The organism is Microbacterium lacus (genome assembly GCF_039531105.1).
In the GTDB taxonomy this organism is placed as follows: Bacteria; Actinomycetota; Actinomycetes; order Actinomycetales; family Microbacteriaceae; genus Microbacterium; species Microbacterium lacus.
This window is the reverse complement of sequence record NZ_BAAAPK010000001.1, coordinates 3149358-3173680: the sequence shown is the minus strand read 5'-3', so window position 1 is coordinate 3173680 and position 24323 is coordinate 3149358. Positions and strand designations below refer to the sequence as shown.

Below are 24323 nucleotides of genomic sequence, written 5' to 3'. Positions count from 1 at the left end.
GCCCGAGGCGATCGCCTCGGGCCTTTCTCGCGCGGATGCCGCAGCTCAGCCGCGGGTGCCGCTGTGCTGCGCGCGACGCGAGCCGGTCGGTCGCGACGCGCGCGGAGTGAAGTTGTTCTGCGCGGGCTGGCCGGTTCCGGTCGAGTAGACAGGGCGGGCCTGGCCGGTTCCGGATGCCGCCCGGCCGGCGCCCTGCGCCGAACCGGTGCCCTTGCCACGACCTGCGGATGCCGCACGGCCCGAACCGGCGGCGTTGCCGCCACGGCCCGAACCGCCGGCGTTGCCGCGACCGCGACCCTGGCCGGAGCGCTCGCCGCGCTCCGCCGGGCGGCCGGACTGACCGGTGCCACGACCCTGGCCCGTGCGGGGCTTGGCGGCCCGCTGGGGCTGGGCCTGCACGGGGGCGGGCGTGACGTACTCGGCGCGCTCGCCGACGAGCTCGACGATCGGAGCAGACTCTGCGCCCACCTGCTCGAGCGGCGCGGTGATGCCCGCCTTGCGCAGGAGGTCGTTCACGTCCCGACGCTGCGAGGGGATCGTCACGGTCACCACGGTGCCGGCGGCACCCGCGCGCGCCGTGCGGCCCGAGCGGTGCAGGTACGCCTTGTGCTCCATCGGGGGGTCCACGTGCACGACGAGTTCGACCTCGTCCACGTGCACGCCGCGCGCGGCGACGTCGGTCGCGACGAGGACGCGGACGCCGCCCTTCGAGGGCTCGGCGCCGAACGCCGCGAGGTTGCGCTCGCGCGCCGCCTGCGACAGATTGCCGTGCAGGTCCACCGACGGGATGCCGGCTGCGGTGAGCACCTTCGCGAGCTTCTTGGCCTGGTGCTTGGTGCGGGTGAAAAGGATGCGGCGCCCACGACCGGAGGCGAGGTGCTTGACCAGGTCGGACTTCTCCTCGTCGGCCACGAGGAAGACGCGGTGGGTCATCTCGCCCTGGGGGACGCTCTGGTCGTCGATCTCGTGGCGGACCTCGTCGCGGAGGAATTTGCGCACGAGGCCGTCGACCCCGCGGTCCAGGGTCGCGCTGAACAGCATCCGCTGACCGCCCTGGGGCGTTGCGGCGAGGATGCGCGTGACGCCGGGGAGGAAGCCGAGGTCGGCCATGTGGTCGGCCTCGTCGAGCACGGTGATCTCGACGCGGTCCAGGCGCACGACACCCTGCTTCATGAGGTCTTCCAGGCGGCCGGGACACGCCACGACGATGTCGACGCCGGTGCGCAGTGCGGCCTCCTGCGGCTTCTGGCTGACCCCGCCGAACACGGTCGTGACGGTCAGACCGGATGCCGCGGCGAGCGGCTGGATCGTCGCGGCGATCTGCGTCGCGAGCTCACGGGTGGGAGCGAGGACCAGTCCGCGCGGGCGGCCGGACGTGCGGGCGGCGGCGAAGGCGCTCGACAGGCGCGCGACGAGGGGCAGCGCGAACGCGATCGTCTTGCCGCTGCCGGTGCGGCCGCGGCCGAGCACGTCGCGGCCGGCGAGCGAGTCGGGGAGCGTGTCGCGCTGGATGGGGAAGGCTTCGGTCTTGCCTTCGCGGGCGAGGGAGTCTGCCAGCGGCGCGGGCACGCCGAGGTCGAGGAAAGTAGGCATGGGGATGCTTTCGGGATGACGCGCCGATGAGGGGCGCTGAGAGGGCGACGGCGCGGGTTCGCGCATCGGTTCGCCGTATGAAATGAGCCGCGGCATGAGAGCCGCGAAGCGTGACAACGACGCTGGGCGGAGGATCCGCCGTGTTCACGCTAGCACGAGCGGCAGGGGGGAGCCTGTGAGGGCGAGACTGGGTATCTGCCCCGCAGGTGATGAGACTGCTATCACATTCCGGCGCCCGCATAAACCGGCGCGTACTGTGAGGTGAAAGCGATCGGCACCCGTCTTTCGCCTCCGCCCGTTCCGCCCCAGCGGGATCCCCCGAATAGGCAGGTGTCGCAAATCACTACACTCACCGCACCCGAGTCCACGATGGGCCGCGTCCGTCAGACGTACGCACGCAAGGAGAGCTTCCCGCCCATCACCCAGGCCTACACCAAGGTGTCCCAGGTGGTGCGTGAGACAGGTCTGCTGGAGCGGACCCCGTGGTTCTACATCCTGGTCGCGACCGCGATCACGCTCGGCTTCGCGGGAGCGATCACCGGTTTCGTCCTCCTGGGTGACAGCTGGTTCCAGCTTCTGATCGCCGCGGCGCTCGGCATCCTGTTCACGCAGGTCGCGTTCCTCTCCCACGAAGCGGCCCACCGCACGATCCTCAAGTCCGGCCGCGCGAACGACATGCTGGGCCTCATCATCGGCAACGGCATCGTGGGGATGAGCCGCGACTGGTGGGGCTCGAAGCACACCCGGCACCACGCGAACCCGAACCGTGTCAGCAAGGACCCCGACATCGAGGTCGACACGATCCGCTTCCTGGAGGTCGACGCCGAGAAGGTCAGCGGGCCGATGAGCCTCATCACACGTCACCAGGGCTGGCTGTTCTTCCCGCTCCTCACGCTCGAGGGGCTCAACCTGCACTTCCTCGCGTTCCGCCACGTCCTGAACTTCCGCCACGAGGTCAAGGACCGCTGGCTCGAGATCGGTCTGCTCACGCTGCGCTTCGCGCTCGTCCTCACCCCCGTCTTCCTCTTCCTGCCGCTGGGCATGGCGTTCGCCTTCATCGGCGTCCAGATGGCCGTCTTCGGCATCTACATGGGTGCGGCATTCGCTCCGAACCACAAGGGCATGCCGATCATCGATGCCGACGCGAAGCTCGACTTCTTCACGAAGCAGGTCCGCACGTCCCGCAACATCTCCGGCGGATGGTGGGCCACGTGGCTCATGGGCGGGCTCAACTACCAGATCGAGCACCACCTGTTCCCGAGCATGCCGCGTCCGCACCTCGCCCAGGCGCGCGAGATCGTGATCGAGCACTGCAAGACGCTGGGCGTTCCGTACACCGAGACGACGCTCATCAAGTCCTACGGCATCGTCATCCGGTACCTGAACGACGTCGGCCTCGCCGCCCGTGATCCGTTCGAGTGCGGCATCGTCGCGAAGTTCCGCAACAAGGGATCCCTGACGAGCTGATCGTCACCGTCTCTCGACGCCGGTCGTCTCTGCTCCTGCAGCGAGGCGACCGGCGTCGTCGTGTGCGGCGGCTCCGCGCTGGGCGCGCCCCCGCCGGGCGCGGACGGTACCCTCGAGAGCAGGGGAGGTGCGCGCATGGGGAAGACCGCGGATGCCGTCGCCGAAGGCGTCTCGATCGCGTCCGCGGCAGCGCGTCTGAGCGTGCGCAACCACATCCTCGTCGCCACGATCGCGAACGACGAGACGTTCGACCTCGCCCAGATCTCGCCGTTCGCGAGGGAGACTCTCCTCTCCCTCGCGAAGGAGCAGGAGGACGCGGCAGCGCTCGCACGCACGCAGCGCAAGCGTGCGTGGGGCAAGTTCACCGACTCCGACGGCACGCACGACTACCGGGACCGCGACATGCGCAACCTGCGCAAGCGTGAGCGTCAGTACCGCGGTGTGGCCAAGGAGCTGCGCGCCCGGGCGGACGACGCGAACGCGGTGCGCGAGCTCGTCGAGGAAGCGCGGGACGCGGCGTGGGGCGACGTCGAGGCCAACCTGCAGCGCCGGTTGAAGGTGGAGGGGATGCGCCCGGACGTCGACCCCGACTACGAGATGATGCGCGGTGCGCGGATGCAGGCGCTCCGGCTCGTGGACCTGCCGCGGCTCTCCGCGCACCGGCGCACGCTGGCGCGCAGCGAGAATGCGGGCGCTGACCCTGCGGAAGAGGTCCCTGCGGAGTAGGGTCGCCCGCATGCCGGAGCATCCGCTGAGGTTCGCGTCCGATCACCCGCTCGTGCAACGGGTGCGGGGATTGTGCATGCGGTATCCCGAGGCCGCGGAGGTGATCGCCCACGGCCGCTTCACCTTTCGCGCCGGCAAGCCGCAGTTCGCGATCGTCGGCGCGGCGCACGAACCCGACGGCGCTGTCGAGTTCCTCCCCGACCCGCTCGAGCGCGAAGCCCTTCTCGAACGCGACGACGTGTTCGTGCCGCTGTATGAGGGCGCGTACGGATGGCTCGCGATCCGCGTGGACGCGGCATCCGGCGACTGGGGCTTGTTGGAAGAGCTGCTGGACACGTCGTATCGCCGGGTCGCGCTGGTCCGCCAGCTGCGGGCATTGGATGCCGCTCCCGTCGTGCCTGTGGCGGATTGAGCCCCGATTCGGCAGGAGCGGACGCGTGGGGTATTCTGGACGCTGGCCTGCTCGCGAGGGCGGCCATGCGCCCGTAGCTCAATGGATAGAGCATCTGACTACGGATCAGAAGGTTGGGAGTTCGAGTCTCTTCGGGCGCACACTGTGTTGAGACAGTGAGGGAACGGTCCGCTTCGGCGGGCCGTTTCTTGTTTCGGGGTTCTCGCTTGCCGTCCGGGGCGGCGCGTCGCATGAGCGGCTCGCGACCTCGCGCGTGCCGACTTGTCCTCTCGGGGGTCTCGGCGCCGCCGAATCGGCACTCGACCCACGGGTCGCGCCACCGGACACTGAGATCATGACGCTTCTTCTCTCCTCTTCGAACGCCGAGATCTCCGAGCGCGACCGACGGAGCGTCTTCCACTCCTGGTCCGCGCAGGGCTCCCTCGATCCGCTTCCCATCGCGGGCGGGGCCGGGGTCGAAGTCTGGGATGCCGAGGGGCGTCGCTACCTCGACTTCTCGAGTCAGCTCGTGAACGTGAACATCGGCCACCAGCATCCGAAGGTGGTCGAGGCGATCCGGACGCAAGCCGAACAGCTTGCCACCGTGGCACCGGCACACGCGAACGCGACCCGGGCGCGCGCCGCCGAGCTCATCCTGGAGCGGGCGCCGGAAGGGTTCGCCAAGGTGTTCTTCACGAACGGCGGCGCCGACGCGAACGAGAACGCCATCCGGCTCGCGCGCCTGACCACGGGTCGCGAGAAGGTCATCTCGCACTACCGCTCGTACCACGGCAACACGGGTGCGGCCATCAGTGCGACGGGGGACTGGCGGCGCATCCCGAACGAGTACGCCCGCGGACATGTCCACGTGTTCGGGCCGTACCTCTACCGCTCGGAGTTCTGGGCACAGTCTCCGCAGGAGGAGTCGGCGCGGGCGCTGCGCCACCTCGAGCGCACGATCCAGGCCGAGGGCGCGGACAGCGTCGCCGCGATCCTCCTGGAGTCGATTCCGGGAACCGCCGGCATCCTCGTGCCGCCGCCGGGCTACCTGGCCGGCGTGCGGGCGATCGCGGACCGTCACGGCATCGTGCTGATCCTCGATGAGGTCATGGCGGGATTCGGACGCGCCGGTGAGTGGTTCGCCTTCGACGCGTTCGACGTGCGGCCCGACCTCATCACTTTCGCGAAGGGCGTCAACTCGGGCTATGTGCCCGTGGGCGGCGTGATCATCTCCGCGCCGATCGCCGCGGCGTTCGATGAGCGGGTGTTCCCGGGCGGACTGACGTATTCGGGCCACCCGTTGGCCGCGGCGAGCATCGTGGCGACGCTGGAGGCCATGGCGGAGGAGGGCGTGGTCGAGAACGCGCGCGCGATCGGCGAGACGGTGATCGGACCCCGGCTGCGCGAGCTCGCCGGTTCGTCGCCGATCGTGGGGGAGGTGCGCGGTCGCGGAGTGTTCTGGGCGGTCGAACTCGTCGCCGACCGCGAGACGCGCGACCCGATCGCCGGCTCGGTCGTCGCGGCGATCAAGTCCGACCTGCTCTCGCGCGGGGTCCTCGGCTTCACGGCGGAGAACCGGTTGCACATCGTTCCGCCGGCCGTGATCGGCGAAGCGGATGCCGCGCGCGGGCTGGAGATCATCGCCGAGGTCATCGATCGCCACGGACGGAAGGCGTGACGGACATGGATGCGTTCAGCTCCGTCGACGTGCTCGCCGCCGACCTGCCTCTGGTCGAGGTGCCCCGGGAGCAGGTGACCTCCGGATCCCCGCGCACGGGTGTGCAGCCGGTGCTCGACGTGTTCGGCGTCGAGATCGGCATCTGGGAGATGACCGAAGGCGGCATGCGCGACATCGAGATCGACGAGGTCTTCATCGTGCTGGAGGGGGAGGCGTCCGTGACGCTGCTGGTGGACGGGCTGGAGACGGAGCGGATCGACCTGCGACCCGGGTCCCTGTGCCGATTGTCGGCGGGCTCCGCGACACGCTGGGACGTGTCGCGTGCCCTCCGTAAGGTGTACGTCATCGAACGAGAGGCGAGCGACTCATGACCGCTGCGATCCCGCCCACCGCCTACGGGCACGAGCTGAAGACTCCGATCGACGCGGTCCGCCGTTCTCTCACGGGCGCCCGCACGGTGCCGTTCTGGATCGACGATCTGGGTTCCGCGTCGCAGCGCCCCGCACTCGCCGGCCGCCATGAGACCGACCTCCTCGTGGTGGGTGGCGGATTCTGCGGCCTCTGGACGGCGCTCATCGCGAAGGAGCGCGATCCGCAGCGCTCAGTCACCCTCATCGACGGTGTCCGGGTGGGATGGGCGGCGAGCGGCCGCAACGGCGGGTTCGCGGAGGCGAGCCTGACGCACGGTGAGGAGAACGGCGAGTTGCACTTCGCCGACGAGATGGCCCTCATCCGCCGCCTCGAGAAGGACAACTTCACCGCGTTCCGCGACACGATCAGCTGCTACGGGATCGATGCGGAGTGGGAGGAGACCGGAACCCTGACGGTCGCGACGGAGCCGCACCAAGTGCCGTGGCTGCGCGACGCGGCGGCGGGCGATGCCGACCACGACGCGGTCTTTCTCGAGGGCGACGCCCTCCGCGCCCGGGGCGACTCACCGCTCTACCGCGCCGGTCTGTTCACCGAGGAGGGGCAGGCCTATGTGCACCCGGCCAAACTCGCGCGCGGGCTCGCGGAGGCCGCCGAGCGCTTGGGCGTCCGGATCTTCGAGCGCACGCGCGCGAAGGATCTGCGCATCGATGCCTCCGGCCGCGTCGAGGTCACCACGAGCGAAGGCGTCATCAGTGCCGAGCGCGTGGCGCTCGCCACGAACGTCTTCCCGTCGCTCCTGCCGAGTCTGCGCCTGTTCACCGTGCCGGTGTACGACTACGTCCTGATGACCGAGCCGCTCACCGAGGAGCAGTTGCAGGCGATCGGATGGACCGAGCGGCACGGCATCACCGATTCGTCGCGGGAGTTCCACTACTACCGGAAGACCGCCGACAACCGGATCCTGTTCGGCGGATACGACGCCGTCTACCACCGCGGGGGCAAAGTGCGGCCGGAGCAGGATCTGCGCCCCGAGACGTTCGAGCGTCTGGCCGATCACTTCTTCCTCACGTTCCCGCAATTGGCCGGCATCCGCTTCACCCACACGTGGGGCGGCGCGATCGATATGTCGACGCAGCTGGTCGCGTTCCACGGCGTCGCCCGGGGCGGCCGCGTCGCATACAGCGCGGGATACACAGGGCTCGGTGTGGTGGCGACCCGGTTCGGCGCGGAGGTGATGCTCGATCTCCTCGAGGGCCGGGACACCGAACGGACCGGGCTGAAGATGTCCCGGCGGCTCCCCATTCCGATTCCGCCGGAGCCGTTCGCATACCCGCTCATCCAGATGATGCGCAACGCCGTGGCTGCCTCGGACCGCAACGGCGGCAAAGACGGACTGCTGCTGAAGACGGCCGGGCTCTTCGGCGTCGGCTTCGACTCCTGATCAGGGCGATCGCGCCTACAGTTGTGGCTGAGATGCCGGCCACGCTCAGAACCCTCGTCGCAGAGCGATCCTTCGCCATCCGACCCCTCGCGGCTGTCTCCGACGATGCGTGGGACCGGCCCCTGTCGTGGGTGCACAGCTCGGACCTCTGGGACCCCGCTCCGTGGTTGGAGCCGGGCAATCTGCTGCTGACGGATGGAGCGCAGTTCACCGAGGACAGGTCGGATGCCGACGTCCTGGCGTACTGCCGACGCCTTCGCGGCGCCGACATCGCCGGGATCGGCTTCGCCGTCGATGTCATCCACGACCGGGTCCCTCCCGCGCTGGCCGAGGCGTGCGCGCAGACGGGACTGCCGCTGTTCGAGGTCGGCGCTCGCACGCCCTTCATCGGGATCATCCGGTTCGTCGCCGACGTGATCGCCGCAGAGCGGGTGAGCCGGTACGCCTGGCTCCTGGACGCCCAGCGGGCGGTGGCGGGGGCGGCGCTGCGCGATGACGGTCTGGGCGAGATCCTGCGGACGCTCGCGATCCGTCTGCAGACGTGGGTCGTGCTCTTCGACGCGAAGGGAAGCGTCGTCGGCAGTGCGGGCGCCGTGCCCGACGCGAGCGACGGCGGTGCCGGTGAGCAGGCGCGGATGCTGCTCGGGCGGGGGCTGCCGGCGAGCCTGGACACCGAGGGTGAGGCCCGCGCGACGCTCCAGACGATCGGGCGGTCCCGGCGACTGCGTGGAGTGCTCGCGGTGGGCAACCCCGAGCGCCTCGACCCCGCGGAGAAGGATCTCATCGGCACCGTCATCGCGATCGCGAGCATCGCGCTCGAGCAGCAGCGCCGTCTCCAGGCCTCGCGCCGCCGCGTCCGCAGCGCGGTCGTCGAGATGCTCGTCGCGGGCAGGGTGCGGGAGGCGCAGCGCACGGCGCGCGCGGTCGGTGCCACCCTGCCTGAACCACCGTGTCGGATCGCCGTGGCGACGAGCTGGGACGGCGCCGTGCTCGAAGAGCTCGAGAACACCGAAGATCGCACGGGTGCACTCTTCGTCGCGGAGCGCGACGATCGAGTGATCCTGCTCATGGCCGAGGAAGCGCTGCCGGCCGTGACGGCCGTCGCCGAGAAGCGCGGGATCGGCGTGGGGGTGGCGCGCCTGGAGTCCTGGGCGGGAGTGGAGGACGGCATCCGCATGTCCTCGCACGCGGCGAACGACGTCTCCGGGGTCGCGTTCTACGACGACATCGCCGATCGGGGCCTGATCGGCGCGCTGCGGACACGAGGCGGCGAGATGCTCTCGCGGAGCATCCTCGAGCCGCTTGCGACGATGGACGAGGCCGAGCGCGGGCGCCTGATCCGTTCGGCGCAGGTCTGGCTCGATGCGAACGCGGCCTGGGATCCCGCCGCGCGTGTGCTCGGCATCCACCGGCACACGCTGCGCGCCCGGGTGGCCCAGCTCGGCCAGGTGCTCGGACTGGACCTCGAGACCTTCGCGGGCCGGGCCGAACTGTGGGCCGCGCTGGAGCTCGCCCGGCGGGAATGACCGCCCGGTCAGCTGTTCTGCGGGAAGCCCAGGTTGATGCCGCCGTGCGCGGCCGGGTCGAGCCAGCGGGAGGTGACGGCCTTCTCTCGCGTGAAGAAGTCGAAGCCGTGGACTCCGTAGGCCTTCGCGTCGCCGAACAGGGATTGCTTCCAGCCGCCGAACGAGTGGTAGGCCACCGGTACCGGAATGGGCACGTTGATGCCGATCATGCCCACCTGCACCTCGTTCTGGAACCGCCGGGCGGCGCCGCCGTCGTTCGTGAAGATCGCGGTGCCGTTGCCGAAGCGGCCGGAGTTGATCAGCTCGAGGCCTTCGTCGTAGCCGGCCACGCGGACGACCGAGAGGACCGGGCCGAAGATCTCCTCGCGGTAGGCGCGTGAAGTGACGGGGATGTCGTCGATGAGCGTCGGGCCGAAGAAGAAGCCGTCCTCGAGCCCATCGACGCGGAAGTCGCGCCCGTCGACGACGATCTTCGCGCCGTCGCGCTCCGCGATGTCGACGTACGAGGAGACCTTCTCGCGGTGGACGCCCGTGATCAGGGGGCCCATGTCCGGTTCCGCGGCGTCCGCGCCGTTGCCGATGCGAAGGCGGGCGATCCGTTCGCTGATCTTGGCGATCAGCTCGTCGGCGATCGGCTCCACCGCCAGGACGACCGAGATCGCCATGCACCGTTCCCCGGCGGCGCCGAATCCGGCGTTGACCGCCTGATCGGCGACGAGGTCGAGGTCGGCATCCGGCAGGACGAGCATGTGGTTCTTGGCGCCCCCGAGGGCCTGCACGCGTTTGCCGTGGCGGGATGCCGTCTCATAGATGTACTGCGCGATCGGCGTCGAGCCGACGAAGGAGATCGACTGGACATCGGGGCTCTCCAGGAGGCCGTCGACGGCCAGCTTGTCGCCCTGCAGCACGGTGAAGACTCCGTCCGGCAGCCCCGCCTCCTTCCAGAGACGCGCCATCCACAGGGACGCGGACGGATTCTTCTCGGACGGCTTGAGGATCACCGCATTCCCCGCCGCGATCGCGATCGGGAAGAACCACATCGGGACCATCGCGGGGAAGTTGAACGGAGAGATGACACCGACGATGCCGAGCGGCTGCTTGATCGAGTAGACGTCGATGCCGGTCGAGACGTTCTCGCTGAACGCGCCCTTGATCAGGTGCGGGAAGCCGGTGGCCAGCTCGACCACCTCCTGGCCCCGCAGGATCTCGCCCATCGCGTCCGAGAGCACCTTGCCGTGCTCAGCGGTGATGATGCGCGCGAGCTCGTCTTTGCGGACGTTCAGCAGCTCACGGAACGCGAACAGCACAGCCTGTCGCTTGGCGATCGAGTACTGCGACCACACCGCGAAGCCCGACCGGGCGGACGCGATCGCGGCGGCGATCTCGGCGTCATCGGCGAGAGCGACCTGGGCCGTGACCGCACCCGTGGCGGGATTGAACACCGAGGCGGTGCGTCCGCTCGATGAGGGGTACTCCGCGCCGTCGATCCAATGCGAGATCGATCGGTCGGTCTCGGCAGCGGGGGAGGGCGAGGCAAGGAGAGACGGATTCGACATGCGTCCAGTCAACGGGCTGAGAGCAGTCGAGGCGCTGCCAATCGGGCGCGATGCGACACGGGTCAGGACAAGTCGTCGATGGACACGTCTGCCCCGACCGCGACGGTGATGGTCAGCCGCGGTCCTGGACGTCTGCGCAGTCAGACTCAGTCGTACCCCAGAACGACGATCGTCGCGGTGGTGAGCGGGACGACGTCCTCGAGGTGCGGGAGCGCCGTCGTGACAGCCGGCTCTGCCGGGTGGGAACGCGTATCGGTGCTCGCAGGAATCATGGGCCTCATCGGTGATGCTCAGCCGCGGTCGTAGACGACGACGAACATCTTCCGAAGAGGCCGATGGATCTCCCAGCGGCCGGACCATCCGGAGGGCGTCGACACGGTGTCGCCCGCCTCGAGGCGAATGCTCTCAGCACCGTCGGTGTGCAGGGTCGCCTCGCCGGAGATGACGTGGAAGATCTCCGTATAGCCGTCGCGGGAAGCGCGGCTCTCGCCTGGTGTGCCCTCCCAGTACCCCATCTGGACACCGGCGGCCGGATCGGCGTAGAACTGTCGTTCCGCCGCACGCATGCCGTCCGTCAGGGCCGGGCCCCACGGCGCGAACGGCCCGAGGCTCACCGAGGCCCCGCGCACGAGGACGGGTACCGGTGACGCGATCTCCACCTCGCTCACCGTACGACCGCCGATCGATCGGACGACGGACTCTCGACCGCAAGCACGTCTCGAGTCAGATCCGCCGGCGAGCTCGCGCCGACCATCCCCATCGCCGTGCTGAACTCCCCGGTGAGGATCTCGAACGCGTGCCGAACTCCTTGTCCTCCCGCCGCCGCGAGCCCGTAGGCGAACGGGCGTCCTGCCGAAACCCCGTGCGCGCCGAGGGCGAGTGCCTTGGCGATGTCGGAGCCCCGCCGGACCCCGCCGTCGACGATGATCTCGGCTCGGCCGTCGACCGCGTCGACGACGCCGGGGAGTGCGGAGATCGTGCTCTGCTGATCGTCGAACTGCCGTCCGCCATGGTTCGAGACGAAGACACCGTCGACGCCGGCATCGACGGCGCGTCGTGCGTCCGCCGGCGACATGATGCCCTTCACGACGAGCTTGCCCGGCCACGAACGACGCACGGCTTCGACGTCCGCCCAGGTGGCGGCCGGGTTCTCGTTGCCGTGCAGCCAATCACCGATCTCCGACATCCGGATCGCTCGCCCATCGATGAGGTACGAACCGAGCGTGAGGGGGCGGCCGGTGGCGAATCGCCAGAGCCATCCGGGATGCAGTGCGACATCCACCACGTCGCGGAACGGGGGGCGTGGAGGCATCGCGGTGCCGTGGCGCATGTCCCTCTCCCGTTTGCTCGAGATGCCGACATCCCCCGCGATCACGAGGGTGTCGACACCGGCGGCACGCGCTTGCTCGATGTGCTGTTCCGTCTCGTGCGCCGCCTTCCAGAACGCGATCTGCGCCCAGACTCGTCCGGGCGCCACCGCGACGACGTCGCGCAAGGAGCATCCCGACCACGGGCTGTGGATGAAGATGCTTCCCGCCTCCGCCGAGGCCCGTGCGATCGCGACGTCGGCGTCCGGGTGCAGCAGAGTCAGCAGGCCCATCGGCGAGACGATGAGGGGCACCGAGAGTCCGGTGCCCAGCAGGGTCGTCGCCGTAGATCGCGTCGAGATGTCGGCCAGCACGCGCTGCGCGAGCAGCGTCGCGTCCAGGTCGTCGCGATTGCGGCGGAGCGTCAGCTCGTCCAGGGCTCCACCGTCCAAGAAGTCGGCGACCATCGCGGGCAGGCGGCGACGGGCACGCCCGTACAGGTCTTCGATGTTGCGTGGGGTCGTGCTCATATATGGTCCTCGGCGCTCGGGGGGTTCTAGAGAATTCGAGAGAGGAACGCCTGTGTGCGCTCGTTCTCGGGAGCAGTGAGCACCTTCGCCGGGGTTCCCGCTTCCACGACGACGCCGTCGGCCATGAACACGACCTGGTCGGCGACCTCACGGGCGAACCCCAGCTCGTGCGTGACGACGAGCATCGTCATCCCCTCGTCGGCCAGGTCGCGCATCACGGTGAGGACGTCGCCGACCAGTTCGGGGTCCAATGCGGATGTCGGCTCGTCGAAGAGCATGAGTTTGGGTTTCATCGCCAGAGCGCGGGCGATCGCTATGCGCTGCTGCTGACCTCCCGAGAGCTCTTGCGGGTAGGCGTTCTCCTTGTCGCTCAACCCCACGCGCTCGAGGAGCACACGGGCTTCGGGGATCACATCCGAACTCTTGCGGCCGAGCACGTGCACCGGTCCCTCGAGGATGTTCTGCATCACGGTTCGATGGGGGAACAGGTTGAACCGTTGGAAGACCATGCCGGTCGTGCGGCGGCTGCGGGCGATCGCGGACTCCTTCGCCTCGTGCAGAACCCCGCGACGGGTCGTGGTGCCGACCATGTGTCCGTCGACGAGGATGATCCCGGCGTCCAGGGTCTCGAGTCGGTTCACGCAGCGAAGGAGCGTCGTCTTGCCCGATCCGGACGGACCGATGAGGCACGTCACGGTGCCGACCGGCACCCGGAGCGAGACGTCTTTCAAGACCAGGTCGCGACCGAAGGATTTCCGAGCTCCGCGGATGTCGATCATGTTGCTCATCGGGCGTCTTCCTTTCGGCGTCCGCGCAGCCGGCCGGTGCGAGCACGTGGATCGAATCCCCGGCCGTAGTACGCCTCGATCCGGGACTGGACGGCGGTGAGGATGCTGGTCATGAGCAGGTACCACGCGCAGGCGACGAGCAGCAGCGGAATGACTTGGTAGTTGATCGCGTAGATCGTCTGCACGGAATACAGCAGATCGGAGATCGCCAGCACGCTGACCAGCGAGGTGCTCTTCAGCATCGAGATGACCTCGTTGCCGGTGGGGGGGATCACTACCCGCATAGCCTGTGGCAGGATCACACGGCGCATCAGCTTGCCGCCGGTCATGCCGATCGCCCGGCCCGCGTCGAGCTGACCCGCATCGACGGAGTTGATGCCGCTTCGCACGATCTCGGCCATGTAGGCACCCTCGTTGAGGGAGAGCCCGAGCAATGCGGCCGCGAGGGGCGTGATCAGCACGTTGGCGGACCCGAACTCGATCGACGGCCCCCCGAGCGGCAGTCCGAACGCGATCGTCGGGTACAGGGCGGCGATGTTGTACCAGAAGATCAACTGCACGAGCAGGGGGGTTCCGCGGAAGAACCAGATGTAGGCCGCGGCAACCCACGAGAACACCGGATTGCGCGAGACGCGCATGACCGCCAGTAGCACCCCGAGGACGATGCCGGCCGTCTGGGCGATGACGGTGAGGATGATGGTCAGGAGGACGCCCTGGAGTACCTCGGGTGCGAACAGGTACTCCAGGACCGTGGGCCAACCGTAACCGGGGTTGCCAGGAACGTCGATGAGGAAGACGACCACGATGACGGCGACCAGGATGCCGCCGACGATCGTCGCGACGGGGCGGTGCTTCTTCACCGTGAGAGAGGTCAGTGTCTCGCTCACGGAGGTCGCCGTGGACTGATCGATAGATGATTGCGCCATCTTCCGTCTCCTCGTTGCCGTCAGGGGGTCGATCGTCACTGCGGGACGTTGACGCCGACTTCGGTGATCGCGCCCGACTCGAGGCCGTAGGTCGTGAGTACCTCGATGTACTCCGGCGAGTCGATGATCGCCTCCATCGCCTTCGTGACCGGCTCGAGCAACCCGGTGTCGTGCGGGATGCCCACAGCGACGGGTGCACTGTCGAATTCCGACTTGACGACGAACCCGGGATTCTGACCTGCCGCGTATCCGATGACGGTGGAGTCGGCGAACGCGGCGTCCGCGCGGCCGCTCGTCACGGCCTGGATGACCTGGCGTGTCTCCGCGAACACCATGACGTCGACCGGCTGCTCACCGCCCGACGTGCACGCCTCATCGATGAGCGGGATGTTCACGGAGAGCTGGTAGGAGCCCGAGAGCAGGGCCACTGATCTGCCGCACATGTCGTCGATGGAGACGTCCGTCTCCTCGAGGGCGCCCACGGCGGACCCGATGTTCATGTATTCCACGAAGTCCAGCGTCTGCATCCGCTCCTCGGTCGGCGTCATCGAGGACACCGTCGCGTCGTAGCGGCCCGCAGCGAGGCCGGGGATGAGCGCGTCGAAGTTGGCGATCTGGATGTCGATGCCCAGGCCGAGGGCACTGGCGAGCAGCCGGGCGATGTCGGCGTTGACACCGGTCATGTCCTTCGTGCCCTGCTTGTAGAACTGCATGGGCGGCTCGTTGGTCGGCATGACGACGGTCAGGACCCCCTTGTCCTTGATCGCCGCGGGAACGAGATCGGCAGCATCCTGCACGACGGGCATGGTCGGTTCCGCCGCGGGCGAGGGGTCGGAGTCGGTGGTGCCTGCGCAGGCGGTGAAGGCCAGCGCCGAGATGCTCAGGGCGACCAGAGTGGACATTCGTCGGTCGCGACGCGGTGATCGGGAGTGCATGGCGTCTCTTTTCTCGAGGTGGGGTGGTGGTGCCGCTCGAGATTGATTCTGCGATGCAGGCACCCGGTGCGATATGTAGGATCGACTCGCAGGTCACCGACGAGGGTGGAGATTTCTACATGGTTGGTACACGTCGATCTCCCGAAGTCACCCTGAAAGACGCGATCGCGACGTGTGAGCCGCACCTCGCGCTGGTGGCCGGGAGCGATGACGTTTCCTACTCCGGTGTGGGCTTCCACGAGTCGGGCGGAGTCGACGGCGACTGGTCCGGGCGGATCGTGCTGTGTCCGGGGATCACCGATGGCGAGGAACTGCGTCTCGCCGCCGCGCGATCCGGTGCGGCCGCGATCGTCCTCCGGGAGGCCGCGGAGCTGCGGGCGTCATCGACGCCCGCGGTCCTTCGCCTTTCCTCTCACGGTGACTGGGCCGAGATCGCCGCAGCGCTTCGCGCGATCGCCGATCCGGCAGGGCAGTCCTACGTCGCCGCTGCTCCTGTCGGTGACCTGTTCGCCGCCGCCAACGCCCTTGCCGCGCGTGCCGGGGGTGCGGTCGGGTTCGTCGACCCCACGGGGCGGGTCCTCGGGTACTCGACGCTCAGCGACCAGCCGCTGGATCCGGAGCGCAAGAGGATCACGCTGTCGCTTCGCGAGGACCGGGATCCCTCAGAGGACGTCCAGCAGATCGCAGTCGTCAACGCGAGTCGAGCGCTGATCTTCCCGCCGGAAGGGGAGTCGTTCGGACGGGTCGCTCGTGCCGTCCGAGGGGGAGGGGAGCTGCTCGGCACGGTGTGGGTCGTGCTGCCGAGCGAGGCCGCAGGGCCCCGGATCGCCGAGCTTCTGGACACCGTCGAGCCTGTGCTCGCACAGCATTTTCGCCGCGCGCGGAACGAAGCGGAGAAGATCGACGATCGACGCCGCGACGTGATGGCAGGGTTGCTGGACCCCTCCACCGCGGCGGTGACCTCCGCCCGCCAGGGCTACCCGCCGCGCGTCGACATCGTGGTCGAGCGCTTCGCGATCGACTTCGCCACGGCTCCTGACGAGTCTCGGTCACGCGCGTTGAGGCGTCTCCTGAACGTCGTGCTGAGCAGCGCGTCCACATGGTTCGCCCATTCGCGGACCTCCATCGTCGACGACGGTGTCACATCGGTCGTCGCCGAGAGCGATGCAGCCCGGATCCGCGCTCACGCCGAGTTCGTCGCATCCGCCGACCCGTCGGTGAGAGCCGGGCTCGGAGGGGCTGCGACCACTCCCGCGGGGATCGCGCGCTCTGCGCGCGAAGCCGAACTGGCCCTGGGATACCTGCTCACCGCGCCGGCGGACGGTGCGGTCGCACGGTTCGACGACATCAGGGATCGAGTGGCGCTGGCACAAGTCGGAACATTTCTCGCCGATCTTCCCCTCGCCGTCGCCGATCATGCGGAGCGTCTCAGCGACTTCGACCTTCGCCATGCGACCGAGTTGACCCTCACGACCTTCGAGTACCTCCAGGCGGGACAGAGCATCGCCGCCGCCAGTGCGAAGCTGCATCTCCACCAGAACACCGTGCGCAACCGTCTCACGCGCGTGCGCGAGGAGCTCGGCATCGATCTCGATGACCCGGACACCCGGCTGTGGCTCTGGCTGAGGCTTGCGACCCGCGAACGGGTCAGCGAGGGCTCTCGGCCTCGAGCGCTTCACGCGCAAGACGGCCGGCCTTGAGTCCGGAGCGGACGGCGCCGTCGATCGTGCCCGGCGCCGCGTGGTCGATATCCGCACCCGCGAAGATCAGTGGCCCGTCGCGCCCCTCGCACGCGAGAGCGTCGACCCACTGGCCGGGTTTGTGGGCCATCCAGGTTCCCCGTGCATACGGGTCGCTGTTCCAGTCGTAGGCGTCGATCGACACCAGCGTGGCCTCGGGAATCACCCGACGGAGGGCGTCGGCGACGACCGCCTCGTTCACCTCCGGCATCGCGTCGGCATGGGAGAACCCGACCATGAGCGCGCGACCGTCCGGCAGCAGTCGCTCGGTGCGGAGGTAGGCGAAGCCCCCGAACGGGTCGACGGTTCGGACGAAGTCCGTCACGCCGTCCACGATCATCCACACTTTGACCGAGCGCCCCGGCTGCCGCTCGTCGGCGAGGCGTGCCCGACTTCCCGCGAGGGGCGGATCGAAGGCGATGTCGCCCCAGGTGTTCACCGGCACCGCGATGATCGCCAGAGCGCAGGAGAAGGTGTCGCCCCGTGCGTCGGTGATCTGCACGCCCTCCTGCGTCCGCCTCACCGAGGCCACGGGCGTGTTCACGGCGATCCCGAAAGCGCCGTCTCGGGCGATGGACGCGAAAAGCATCTGGGCGCCGCGCTCGACCTTCCAGCTGTAGGCGTCGATGTCCTGCAGGGCTGCTCGGTCCAGCAGCAGTCGCCACGCGCCGGACGTCTGATCGAGGGGGGCGCCCATCAGGTAGGAGGTCCAGGCGTCGAGCCACACCCGTGCCTCGAGACCCACAGTCTCGGCGACGACAGCCAGCGAGTCGGCGTCGGCCTCCGCCGCACTCAGCGATGTGCGCATCGCCGCGGCGAGCTCACTCAGAGCGGAGTCCCCGGGCGTCGCCGACCGGCGGACGTCGTCATCGCCGATGCGCGTGACGAAGTGTTCCGGCATCCGCGTCTGCGTCGCCTGGACGCCGTACCGCTGCATCTCAGCGAGGATGGCCTCGTGGCCCGGCAGCACCCATGTGCCTCCGATCTCGATGTCGAAATCGGCATCCGAATATTCGCGAGTCCATACGCGCCCGCCCAGGCGATCCCTCGCCTCGAGAAGAAGGACGTCGTGCCCGCCGGCCGCCACCTCCCGAGCGGCGACGACGCCGGCGAAGCCGCCGCCCACGACGATCACATCGGCATCCAGCGGTGCCTTCGTTGGATGTGTCATAAGACGCCCTTCGATGTGTGCTCGGCCGGGAAACCGGATGCCGATGATCGTCACTCGAGTCTGAGAGAGGTCTCGGCGCTCTGTAAATGTGAGATCCCACACCGCCTGACCCTGCCGGCGATCTGTTCCCCACAGCCGCCGCCCGGCCGTCCCCGCTCGCCCCCAGTCTCACGGGGACGCGGGCGGGCGGAGCGGACCGCGCGTGTGGCCTAGTCTGGCGGCAGGAGATGTAAGGGGAGCGGCGTGCAAGCGATCGGCCATCTGCTCCCGATCGCCGTCGCCGTCGCCGTGAGCTCGGTGCCGATCCTCGTCGCGATGGTGCTCCTGCTCTCGCCGCAGCGCTCCCGCACCGCCCTTCCCTACCTGATCGGCTGGGTGGCCGGCATCGCGAGCCTGCTGTCCGTCTGCGCGCTCATCGCGCACGCGCTGCCGGCGCGTTCGAGCGCGACCGAGCCCGATGTGTGGATCGGGGTCGGCGAGATCCTGGTGGGCCTTGCTCTCGTCGTGCTCGGCGTGCTGACCTTCCGGCGGCGCGGGCGGGCGAAGACCACGACGCTGCCGATGGGGCTCGGGTCGGTGAGCCGGCTCGGAGCCTGGTCGTCGCTCGCGCTGGGCTTCGTGCTGAATCTCCGGCCGAAGGGTCTGCTGCTCGCGGTCGCGGGCGGACTCGTCCTCCGGGCCGACGCGGGTTCGGTGCCGATGGCGATCGTCGCGGTGATCGTCTTCACCGTGATCGCCGCATCCACGGTCGCCACTCCGGTCATCGCCGTCACGGTTGCCCCGGGGAAGACGGAGCCGACCCTCGCCCGCGTGCAGGAATGGATGCTGAGCAACGGCGGCGTGCTGACGGCGGCGATCCTCGTCCTCATCGGCGTCGTGGTGTTCGGGATGGGACTCGTGCGGCTCTGACCCACGACAGTCCTATGCTCGTGTGGGCGGGAACAGGGGAGCGCGGACGTGTCGGATCAGAGACCACCGGGGCCGCAGAAGGCGAGCATCTACGACGTCGCCGAACGCGCAGGGGTATCGCACATGACGGTCTCGCGCGTGCTGAACGGACACCCGAGCATCCGCGAATCCACGCGCACACGCGTACTCCAGGCGATCGAGGACCTGCAGTACACGCGCAGCGCGATCGCCCGCGCGCTCGCCCGTCGCCGGTCCATGCGGATCGGCGTGATCGTCGAGAGTGCCGAGCAATGGGGGCCGAACAGTACGCTGCGCGCGATCGAGCGGGCCGCGCGCGGTTTCGAGTACTCGGTGAGCAGCTACACCACCGCCGGTGACGACGGCGCGCAGCTGACGTCCGGCATCGCGGATCTTGTCGCACAAGGCATCGATGCCCTCTGCGTGATCGCGCCGCGAACGTCGTCCCTCGATCGCCTGCGCGAGCACAGCGCCCACATGCCCACGCTCGTGATCGGAGCGGATGCCGAGGAAGGCCTCCATACGGCGGCGGTCGATCAGTCCGCGGGCGCTCGTCTCGCTGTCGCACATTTGATCGAGTGCGGGCATCGCGAGATCGCGCACGTGTCGGGGCCCCCCGACTGGCACGACGCGCGGGCGCGCGAACAGGCCTGGCGCGAGGTCATGACGGATGCCGGGCTCGTGCCGTCTGTGAAGGCTACGGGGGACTGGACATCGGACTCCGGTTACCGCATGGGCACAGAACTTGATGTCGAACGCGTCACGGCGATCTTCGCGGCCAACGACCAGATGACTCTCGGGCTCATGCACGGACTCGCGGAGCGCGGCATCCGTGTGCCCGATGATCTGAGCATCGTCGGCTACGACGATCTTCCGGATGCGCGTCACTTCCTGCCGCCGCTCACGACCGTCCGCCAGGATTTCGGCGCGCTCGGCGTCCTCGCCGTGCAGCGGCTCGTCGATGCTCTCGACGGCGGCGAGCTCGCGCACCGTGACCTCATCGCTCCCGAACTCATCGTCCGGTCGTCGACGGCGCCGCCCCGGATCTGAAGTGCCGGAGGCGCGGGGCTCTTGCGAGCGCGGCATGTTAGCGCGCACAATAGGTGCACGAAGATGACAGGAGAGTCAGCGTGGATTCCGAGACCCAGGTTCAGCGTGAGATCGCCGCCGTCCGCGCTGACGTGGCGGCGCTGCACGCCGAGCTCGTCCGCTACGGGCTGGTCGTGTGGACCGGCGGGAATGTGTCCGGCCGCGTCCCGGGGGCGGACCTGTTCGTGATCAAGCCGTCGGGGGTGTCCTACGACGACCTGACAGCCGAGAACATGATCCTCTGCGACCTCGACGGCAACGTGGTCGAGGGGACTCCGGGCAGCGAGCGGGCGCCGTCCAGCGACACCGCCGCGCACGCGTACGTGTACCGCCACATGCCCGAGGTCGGCGGCGTCGTGCACACGCATTCGACGTTCGCCGTGGCGTGGGCCGCACGCGGCGAGGAGATCCCGTGCGTGATCACGGCGATGGCGGACGAGTTCGGCGGGCCGATCCCGATCGGGCCGTTCGCGATCATCGGCGACGACTCGATCGGCCGGGGCATCGTGCAGACGCTGCGCGGGCATCGCTCGCGCGCCGTGCTGATGCAGAATCACGGGCCGTTCACGATCGGCACGTCGGCGAAGGACGCCGTGAAGGCCGCGGTCATGGTCGAAGACGTCGCCCGCACGGTGCACTACGCCCGGGAGGCGGGCCCGCTGATCCCGATCCCGCAGGAGGCGATCGACCGGCTGTACGACCGCTACCAGAACGTGTACGGCCAGTCCGCGGACGAACGCCGATGAGCGTCATCGGCCAGGGGCGAGCGGTGCTGGGCATCGAACTCGGCTCGACACGCATCAAGGCGTGCCTCATCGACCCCGATCGCCCGACCGATGTGCTCGCGGTGGGCAGTCACGAGTGGGAGAACGAGTTCCACGACCGCGTGTGGACCTACCCGCTCGACGCGGTGTGGTCGGGAGTCCAGGCCGCCTACGCCCAGCTGATCATCGACGCGCGGACGCGTCACGGCGTCGTGCCGGAGAGCTTCGCGGCGATCGGGGTGTCCGCGATGATGCACGGCTACCTCGCCCTCGACGCCGACGGAGCGCTCCTCACCCCCTTCCGCACGTGGCGCAACACCTCGACCGGTGTCGCCGCAGAAGAGCTCACCGCGCTGTTCGGCGTCAACATCCCGCTTCGCTGGTCCATCGCGCACTTCCATCAGGCGGTGCTCGACGCCGAAGTGCACGTCGCCGATGTCGCGCACCTGACGACTCTCGCGGGCTATGTCCATGCGATGCTGACGGGTCGCCGCGTGCTGGGGGTCGGCGACGCCTCGGGCATGTTCCCGATCGACACCGCGACCGGGGACTACGACGCGCGGCTCGTCGGTCTCTTCGACCGGCTGGATGCCGACGCCCTCGCCGGCCGCAGCGTCACGGACCTGCTTCCCGCGGTCCTCCCCGCGGGCGCGGACGCGGGCACGCTCACGGCCGCGGGGGCGGTGCTGCTGGATCCGACCGGGACGCTGCGGCCCGGCATCCCGCTCTGTCCGCCCGAAGGCGACGCCGGCACGGGGATGGTCGCGACGAACGCGGTGGCCCCGCGGACCGGCAACGTCAGCGCGGGCACGAGCATCTTCGCGATGGTCGTGCTGGAGAAGCCCCTCACCCGCGTCCACCACGAGCTCGACCTGGTCACGACGCCCTCGGGCGACCTGGTGGCGATGGTGCACTGCAACAACGGCGCGAGCGAGCTGGCCGCCTGGGCGGGGATGTTCGCACGGTTCGCCGATGCCGCCGGCGCCGCCCTCAGCACCGATGAGGTCTTCGATCTGCTGTTCCGTGAAGCACTCGCGGGGGATGCCGATGCCGGTGGCCTGCTCGCCTACAACCACCTCGCCGGCGAGCCGATCGTGGGCCTGGACCAGGGCCGTCCGCTCTTCGTCCGGACGCCGGACAGTCGCTTCACCTTGGCCAACGTCATGCGCGCCCAGCTGTACGGCGTCTTCGGGACACTTGCCCTCGGCATGAGGGTCCTCGATGGCGAGGGGGTGCGGTTGGACCGCATGTTCGCGCACGGTGGCATGTTCCGCACCGCGGGCGTGGCGCAGCGGTTCCTCGCCGGCGCTCTCGATGCCCCCGTCGCCGTCGGCGACACGGCATCCGAGGGTGGAGCCTGGGGGATCGCCGTCCTCGCCGCGTTCGCGGCGGCTCCCGGCCGACGCGCGCTGCCCGACTATCTCGATGACGTCGTCTTCCGTGACGCGCAGACCATCACGGTGGATGCCGACCCCGTCGACGTCGCCGGCTTCACCTCCTACCTCGAGCGCTACCGCGCCGGCCTCGCGGTCGAAGCCGCGGCCGTGACCGCCCTGTGAACCACGAAGGATCCTCATGACCCGCACGCCTCTTTCCACCACGCTCGAGAACTACGAGGTGTGGTTCGTCACCGGCAGCCAGAATCTGTACGGCGAGGAGACTCTCCGCCAGGTGGCAGAGCAGTCCCAGGCCGTGGCGGCGGGCCTGGATGCGCTGCCGGTGAGGGTCGTCTGGAAGCCGGTTCTGAAGGATTCGGACTCGATCCGCCGCCTTGCACTGGAGGTGAACGCGCGCGACGACGTGATCGGCGTGGTCGCGTGGATGCACACGTTCAGCCCGGCGAAGATGTGGATCGCGGGCCTGGACGCGCTGCAGAAACCGTTGCTGCACCTGCACACGCAGGCCAACGTCGAGCTGCCGTGGTCGGAGATCGACTTCGACTTCATGAACCTGAACCAGGCCGCGCACGGCGACCGGGAGTTCGGGTACATCCAGACCCGGCTGGGCGTGGCGCGCAAGACCGTGGTCGGGCACGTGTCGAATCCGGTGGTGCGGGCTCAGATCGAGGACTGGCAGCGGGCGGCGGCGGGGTGGGCGGCGTCCCGCTCCCTCAAGCTCGCGCGTTTCGGTGACAACATGCGCTACGTCGCGGTCACCGAGGGCGACAAGACCGAGGCGGAGCTGCGCTTCGGGGTGCAGGTGAACACGTGGGGCGTGAACGAGCTCGCGGATGCCGTCGCCGCGGCATCCGCGGCGGACATCGACGCGCTCGTGCAGGTCTACCTCGACGAATACGACGTGGCGTCCGAGCTGGTTCCCGGCGGGGAGCGGCACCAGTCTCTCCGTGACGGGGCCGCGATCGAGATCGGGCTGCGGTCCTTCCTCGAGGAGGGCGGGTTCGGCGCGTTCACGACGAGCTTCGAAGACCTCGGTGCCCTCACGCAGCTGCCGGGGCTCGCGGTGCAGCGCCTCATGGCCGACGGGTACGGGTTCGGCGCGGAGGGGGACTGGAAGACCGCGATCCTCGTCCGGATCGCCAATGTGATGGGTGCGGGGCTCCCGGGCGGCGCGAGCCTGATGGAGGACTACACGTACGACCTCGTGCCGGGCTCGGAGCGCATCCTCGGCGCGCACATGCTCGAGGTCTCCCCGTCGCTGACGACCGCCCGGCCGCGCCTGGAGGTCCACCCGCTGGGCATCGGCGGGAAGGATGACCCGGTCCGGCTCGTGTTCACCGCCGACCCCGGGCCCGCGCTCGTGGTCGCGATGAGCGACATGCGCGACCGGTTCCGGCTCGTCGCGAACGTCGTGGAGAACGTCGAAGCCCCGGATCTGCCGCAGCTCCCGGTCGGGCGGGCGATCTGGAAGCCCCAGCCCGACTTCGCCACGTCCGCCGCGTGCTGGCTCACCGCGGGCGCTGCGCACCACACGGTCATGACCACCGCGGTCGGCATCGAGGTCTTCCGCGACTTCGCCGACATCGCCCGCACCGAAATCGTCGTGATCGACGAGAACACCACGGTCCGCGGCTTCCAGAACGAACTGCGCTGGAACCAGGCGTACTACCGCCTCGCCCAGGGCTTCTGACCCCGTCCGCGTCAGTGCGGCGCCGCCGATCCGCACCTGCGCCGTAGCCGGAGTGATGGCACTGACCGCGGTCGGGAGCACGGACGGACTAAGGGAGCCCGCGAGCATCGTGCTCGCGGGCTCCCTCCGCGCGTCCGTACCTGCCGGGGCCGATCGCGATGACGTGCCGAAGTACTGCTGTCTGTGACGGCTGTCGGCGTGTCGCCGCACCTGGCGGCCCACACGCCCCAGGTGGCAGTGTCTCGGCGCGCCCGGAGAGGGAACGGGTGCGTCGCCGAGAAGGAGGAGCGGGGTCCCGCGATGTGCAGAC

At 69.2% G+C, this 24323-nt stretch carries 22 protein-coding genes and 1 tRNA gene; 14 read left to right on the top strand and 9 right to left on the bottom strand.

Annotated features, from left to right (window positions below):
- Positions 1-45 precede the first annotated feature (45 nt).
- Positions 46-1593: a DEAD/DEAH box helicase gene (locus tag ABD197_RS15045; protein WP_344055667.1), complete on the bottom strand. Its 1548-nt coding sequence runs from the start codon at positions 1591-1593 to the stop codon at positions 46-48.
- Between the two features lie 339 nt (positions 1594-1932).
- Between ABD197_RS15045 and ABD197_RS15040 the strand changes: the two genes are divergently transcribed.
- The 8 genes from ABD197_RS15040 (at position 1933) to ABD197_RS15005 (ending at position 9194) form a co-directional block, all read left to right on the top strand.
- Positions 1933-3060, top strand: a complete 1128-nt coding sequence (locus ABD197_RS15040; protein WP_425561041.1) for a fatty acid desaturase family protein — start codon at positions 1933-1935, stop codon at positions 3058-3060.
- Between the two features lie 135 nt (positions 3061-3195).
- On the top strand, positions 3196-3786 hold the full coding sequence (locus ABD197_RS15035) for an asparagine synthase (RefSeq protein WP_344055666.1): 591 nt from the start codon (positions 3196-3198) through the stop codon (positions 3784-3786).
- 10 nt (positions 3787-3796) lie between these two features.
- Complete coding sequence (locus tag ABD197_RS15030) at positions 3797-4198, top strand: MmcQ/YjbR family DNA-binding protein (RefSeq protein ID WP_344055665.1); 402 nt, start codon at positions 3797-3799, stop codon at positions 4196-4198.
- 67 nt (positions 4199-4265) lie between these two features.
- Positions 4266-4338: transfer RNA gene (locus ABD197_RS15025), tRNA-Arg, on the top strand.
- 194 nt (positions 4339-4532) lie between these two features.
- Positions 4533-5855 carry an aspartate aminotransferase family protein gene (locus ABD197_RS15020; protein WP_344055664.1) on the top strand — a complete coding sequence of 441 codons (1323 nt, stop codon included), beginning with the start codon at positions 4533-4535 and terminating at the stop codon, positions 5853-5855.
- A gap of 5 nt (positions 5856-5860) precedes the next feature.
- Positions 5861-6226 carry a cupin domain-containing protein gene (locus ABD197_RS15015; protein ID WP_344055663.1) on the top strand — a complete coding sequence of 122 codons (366 nt, stop codon included), beginning with the start codon at positions 5861-5863 and terminating at the stop codon, positions 6224-6226.
- Complete coding sequence (locus ABD197_RS15010) at positions 6223-7668, top strand: NAD(P)/FAD-dependent oxidoreductase (RefSeq protein ID WP_344055662.1); 1446 nt, start codon at positions 6223-6225, stop codon at positions 7666-7668. The genes ABD197_RS15015 and ABD197_RS15010 overlap by 4 nt, the downstream gene beginning before the upstream one ends.
- Before the next feature lie 32 nt (positions 7669-7700).
- Positions 7701-9194 (top strand): PucR family transcriptional regulator, encoded by a 1494-nt coding sequence (locus tag ABD197_RS15005; RefSeq protein ID WP_344055661.1) that lies wholly within the window; start codon positions 7701-7703, stop codon positions 9192-9194.
- Between the two features lie 8 nt (positions 9195-9202).
- On the opposite strand, the gene ABD197_RS15000 is transcribed toward ABD197_RS15005, so the two are convergent.
- The 7 genes from ABD197_RS15000 to ABD197_RS14970 form a co-directional block, all read right to left on the bottom strand.
- Entirely contained in the window at positions 9203-10750 is a 1548-nt protein-coding gene (locus ABD197_RS15000; protein WP_344055660.1) for a CoA-acylating methylmalonate-semialdehyde dehydrogenase, read from the bottom strand.
- Positions 10751-10896: 146 nt separating this feature from the next.
- Positions 10897-11022: a hypothetical protein gene (locus tag ABD197_RS14995; protein ID WP_344055659.1), complete on the bottom strand. Its 126-nt coding sequence runs from the start codon at positions 11020-11022 to the stop codon at positions 10897-10899.
- An 18-nt stretch (positions 11023-11040) separates the two neighbouring features.
- The gene (locus ABD197_RS14990) at positions 11041-11409 is read right to left on the bottom strand and encodes a cupin domain-containing protein (RefSeq protein WP_344055658.1); all 369 of its coding nucleotides are present in this window, start codon (positions 11407-11409) and stop codon (positions 11041-11043) included.
- A 5-nt stretch (positions 11410-11414) separates the two neighbouring features.
- Entirely contained in the window at positions 11415-12587 is a 1173-nt protein-coding gene (locus tag ABD197_RS14985) for an alpha-hydroxy acid oxidase (protein WP_344055657.1), read from the bottom strand.
- 26 nt (positions 12588-12613) lie between these two features.
- Positions 12614-13375, bottom strand: coding sequence for an amino acid ABC transporter ATP-binding protein (locus ABD197_RS14980; protein ID WP_344055656.1), 762 nt, complete (start codon positions 13373-13375; stop codon positions 12614-12616).
- Positions 13372-14301, bottom strand: a complete 930-nt coding sequence (locus ABD197_RS14975; RefSeq protein ID WP_344055655.1) for an amino acid ABC transporter permease — start codon at positions 14299-14301, stop codon at positions 13372-13374. The genes ABD197_RS14980 and ABD197_RS14975 overlap by 4 nt, the downstream gene beginning before the upstream one ends.
- A gap of 35 nt (positions 14302-14336) precedes the next feature.
- The gene (locus ABD197_RS14970; RefSeq protein WP_344055654.1) at positions 14337-15203 is read right to left on the bottom strand and encodes a transporter substrate-binding domain-containing protein; all 867 of its coding nucleotides are present in this window, start codon (positions 15201-15203) and stop codon (positions 14337-14339) included.
- Between the two features lie 86 nt (positions 15204-15289).
- On the opposite strand from ABD197_RS14970, the gene ABD197_RS14965 reads away from it, so the two are divergent.
- Positions 15290-16936, top strand: coding sequence for a PucR family transcriptional regulator (locus tag ABD197_RS14965; protein WP_344055653.1), 1647 nt, complete (start codon positions 15290-15292; stop codon positions 16934-16936).
- Here ABD197_RS14965 and ABD197_RS14960 read toward each other — a convergent pair.
- Complete coding sequence (locus ABD197_RS14960; RefSeq protein ID WP_344055652.1) at positions 16884-18146, bottom strand: flavin monoamine oxidase family protein; 1263 nt, start codon at positions 18144-18146, stop codon at positions 16884-16886. The genes ABD197_RS14965 and ABD197_RS14960 overlap by 53 nt on opposite strands.
- Before the next feature lie 243 nt (positions 18147-18389).
- On the opposite strand from ABD197_RS14960, the gene ABD197_RS14955 reads away from it, so the two are divergent.
- The 5 genes from ABD197_RS14955 (at position 18390) to araA (ending at position 24013) form a co-directional block, all read left to right on the top strand.
- Positions 18390-19055, top strand: a complete 666-nt coding sequence (locus ABD197_RS14955; RefSeq protein WP_344055651.1) for a GAP family protein — start codon at positions 18390-18392, stop codon at positions 19053-19055.
- A 48-nt stretch (positions 19056-19103) separates the two neighbouring features.
- A complete protein-coding gene (locus ABD197_RS14950) occupies positions 19104-20123 on the top strand; it encodes a LacI family DNA-binding transcriptional regulator (protein ID WP_344055650.1) in 1020 nt (339 codons plus the stop codon).
- An 80-nt stretch (positions 20124-20203) separates the two neighbouring features.
- Positions 20204-20908 (top strand): L-ribulose-5-phosphate 4-epimerase, encoded by a 705-nt coding sequence (locus tag ABD197_RS14945; RefSeq protein WP_344055649.1) that lies wholly within the window; start codon positions 20204-20206, stop codon positions 20906-20908.
- Positions 20905-22485 carry a xylulokinase gene (locus ABD197_RS14940; protein WP_344055648.1) on the top strand — a complete coding sequence of 527 codons (1581 nt, stop codon included), beginning with the start codon at positions 20905-20907 and terminating at the stop codon, positions 22483-22485. Before ABD197_RS14945 ends, ABD197_RS14940 begins: the two co-directional genes overlap by 4 nt.
- Before the next feature lie 16 nt (positions 22486-22501).
- A complete protein-coding gene (araA, locus tag ABD197_RS14935; protein WP_344055647.1) occupies positions 22502-24013 on the top strand; it encodes an L-arabinose isomerase in 1512 nt (503 codons plus the stop codon).
- Positions 24014-24323: the final 310 nt, after the last annotated feature.

Bases quoted from the DNA above. Each gene is read 5' to 3' on its own strand.
- ABD197_RS15045 (WP_344055667.1), bottom strand. From the start codon at position 1,593: ATGCCTACTTTCCTCGACCTCGGCGTGCCCGCGCCGCTGGCAGACTCC.
- ABD197_RS15035 (WP_344055666.1), top strand. From the start codon at position 3,196: ATGGGGAAGACCGCGGATGCCGTCGCCGAAGGCGTCTCGATCGCGTCC.
- ABD197_RS15030 (WP_344055665.1), top strand. From the start codon at position 3,797: ATGCCGGAGCATCCGCTGAGGTTCGCGTCCGATCACCCGCTCGTGCAA.
- ABD197_RS15020 (WP_344055664.1), top strand. From the start codon at position 4,533: ATGACGCTTCTTCTCTCCTCTTCGAACGCCGAGATCTCCGAGCGCGAC.
- ABD197_RS15015 (WP_344055663.1), top strand. From the start codon at position 5,861: ATGGATGCGTTCAGCTCCGTCGACGTGCTCGCCGCCGACCTGCCTCTG.
- ABD197_RS15010 (WP_344055662.1), top strand. From the start codon at position 6,223: ATGACCGCTGCGATCCCGCCCACCGCCTACGGGCACGAGCTGAAGACT.
- ABD197_RS15005 (WP_344055661.1), top strand. From the start codon at position 7,701: ATGCCGGCCACGCTCAGAACCCTCGTCGCAGAGCGATCCTTCGCCATC.
- ABD197_RS15000 (WP_344055660.1), bottom strand. From the start codon at position 10,750: ATGTCGAATCCGTCTCTCCTTGCCTCGCCCTCCCCCGCTGCCGAGACC.
- ABD197_RS14995 (WP_344055659.1), bottom strand. From the start codon at position 11,022: ATGATTCCTGCGAGCACCGATACGCGTTCCCACCCGGCAGAGCCGGCT.
- ABD197_RS14985 (WP_344055657.1), bottom strand. From the start codon at position 12,587: ATGAGCACGACCCCACGCAACATCGAAGACCTGTACGGGCGTGCCCGT.
- ABD197_RS14980 (WP_344055656.1), bottom strand. From the start codon at position 13,375: ATGAGCAACATGATCGACATCCGCGGAGCTCGGAAATCCTTCGGTCGC.
- ABD197_RS14975 (WP_344055655.1), bottom strand. From the start codon at position 14,301: ATGGCGCAATCATCTATCGATCAGTCCACGGCGACCTCCGTGAGCGAG.
- ABD197_RS14970 (WP_344055654.1), bottom strand. From the start codon at position 15,203: ATGTCCACTCTGGTCGCCCTGAGCATCTCGGCGCTGGCCTTCACCGCC.
- ABD197_RS14965 (WP_344055653.1), top strand. From the start codon at position 15,290: ATGCAGGCACCCGGTGCGATATGTAGGATCGACTCGCAGGTCACCGAC.
- ABD197_RS14960 (WP_344055652.1), bottom strand. From the start codon at position 18,146: ATGACACATCCAACGAAGGCACCGCTGGATGCCGATGTGATCGTCGTG.
- ABD197_RS14940 (WP_344055648.1), top strand. From the start codon at position 20,905: ATGAGCGTCATCGGCCAGGGGCGAGCGGTGCTGGGCATCGAACTCGGC.
- araA (WP_344055647.1), top strand. From the start codon at position 22,502: ATGACCCGCACGCCTCTTTCCACCACGCTCGAGAACTACGAGGTGTGG.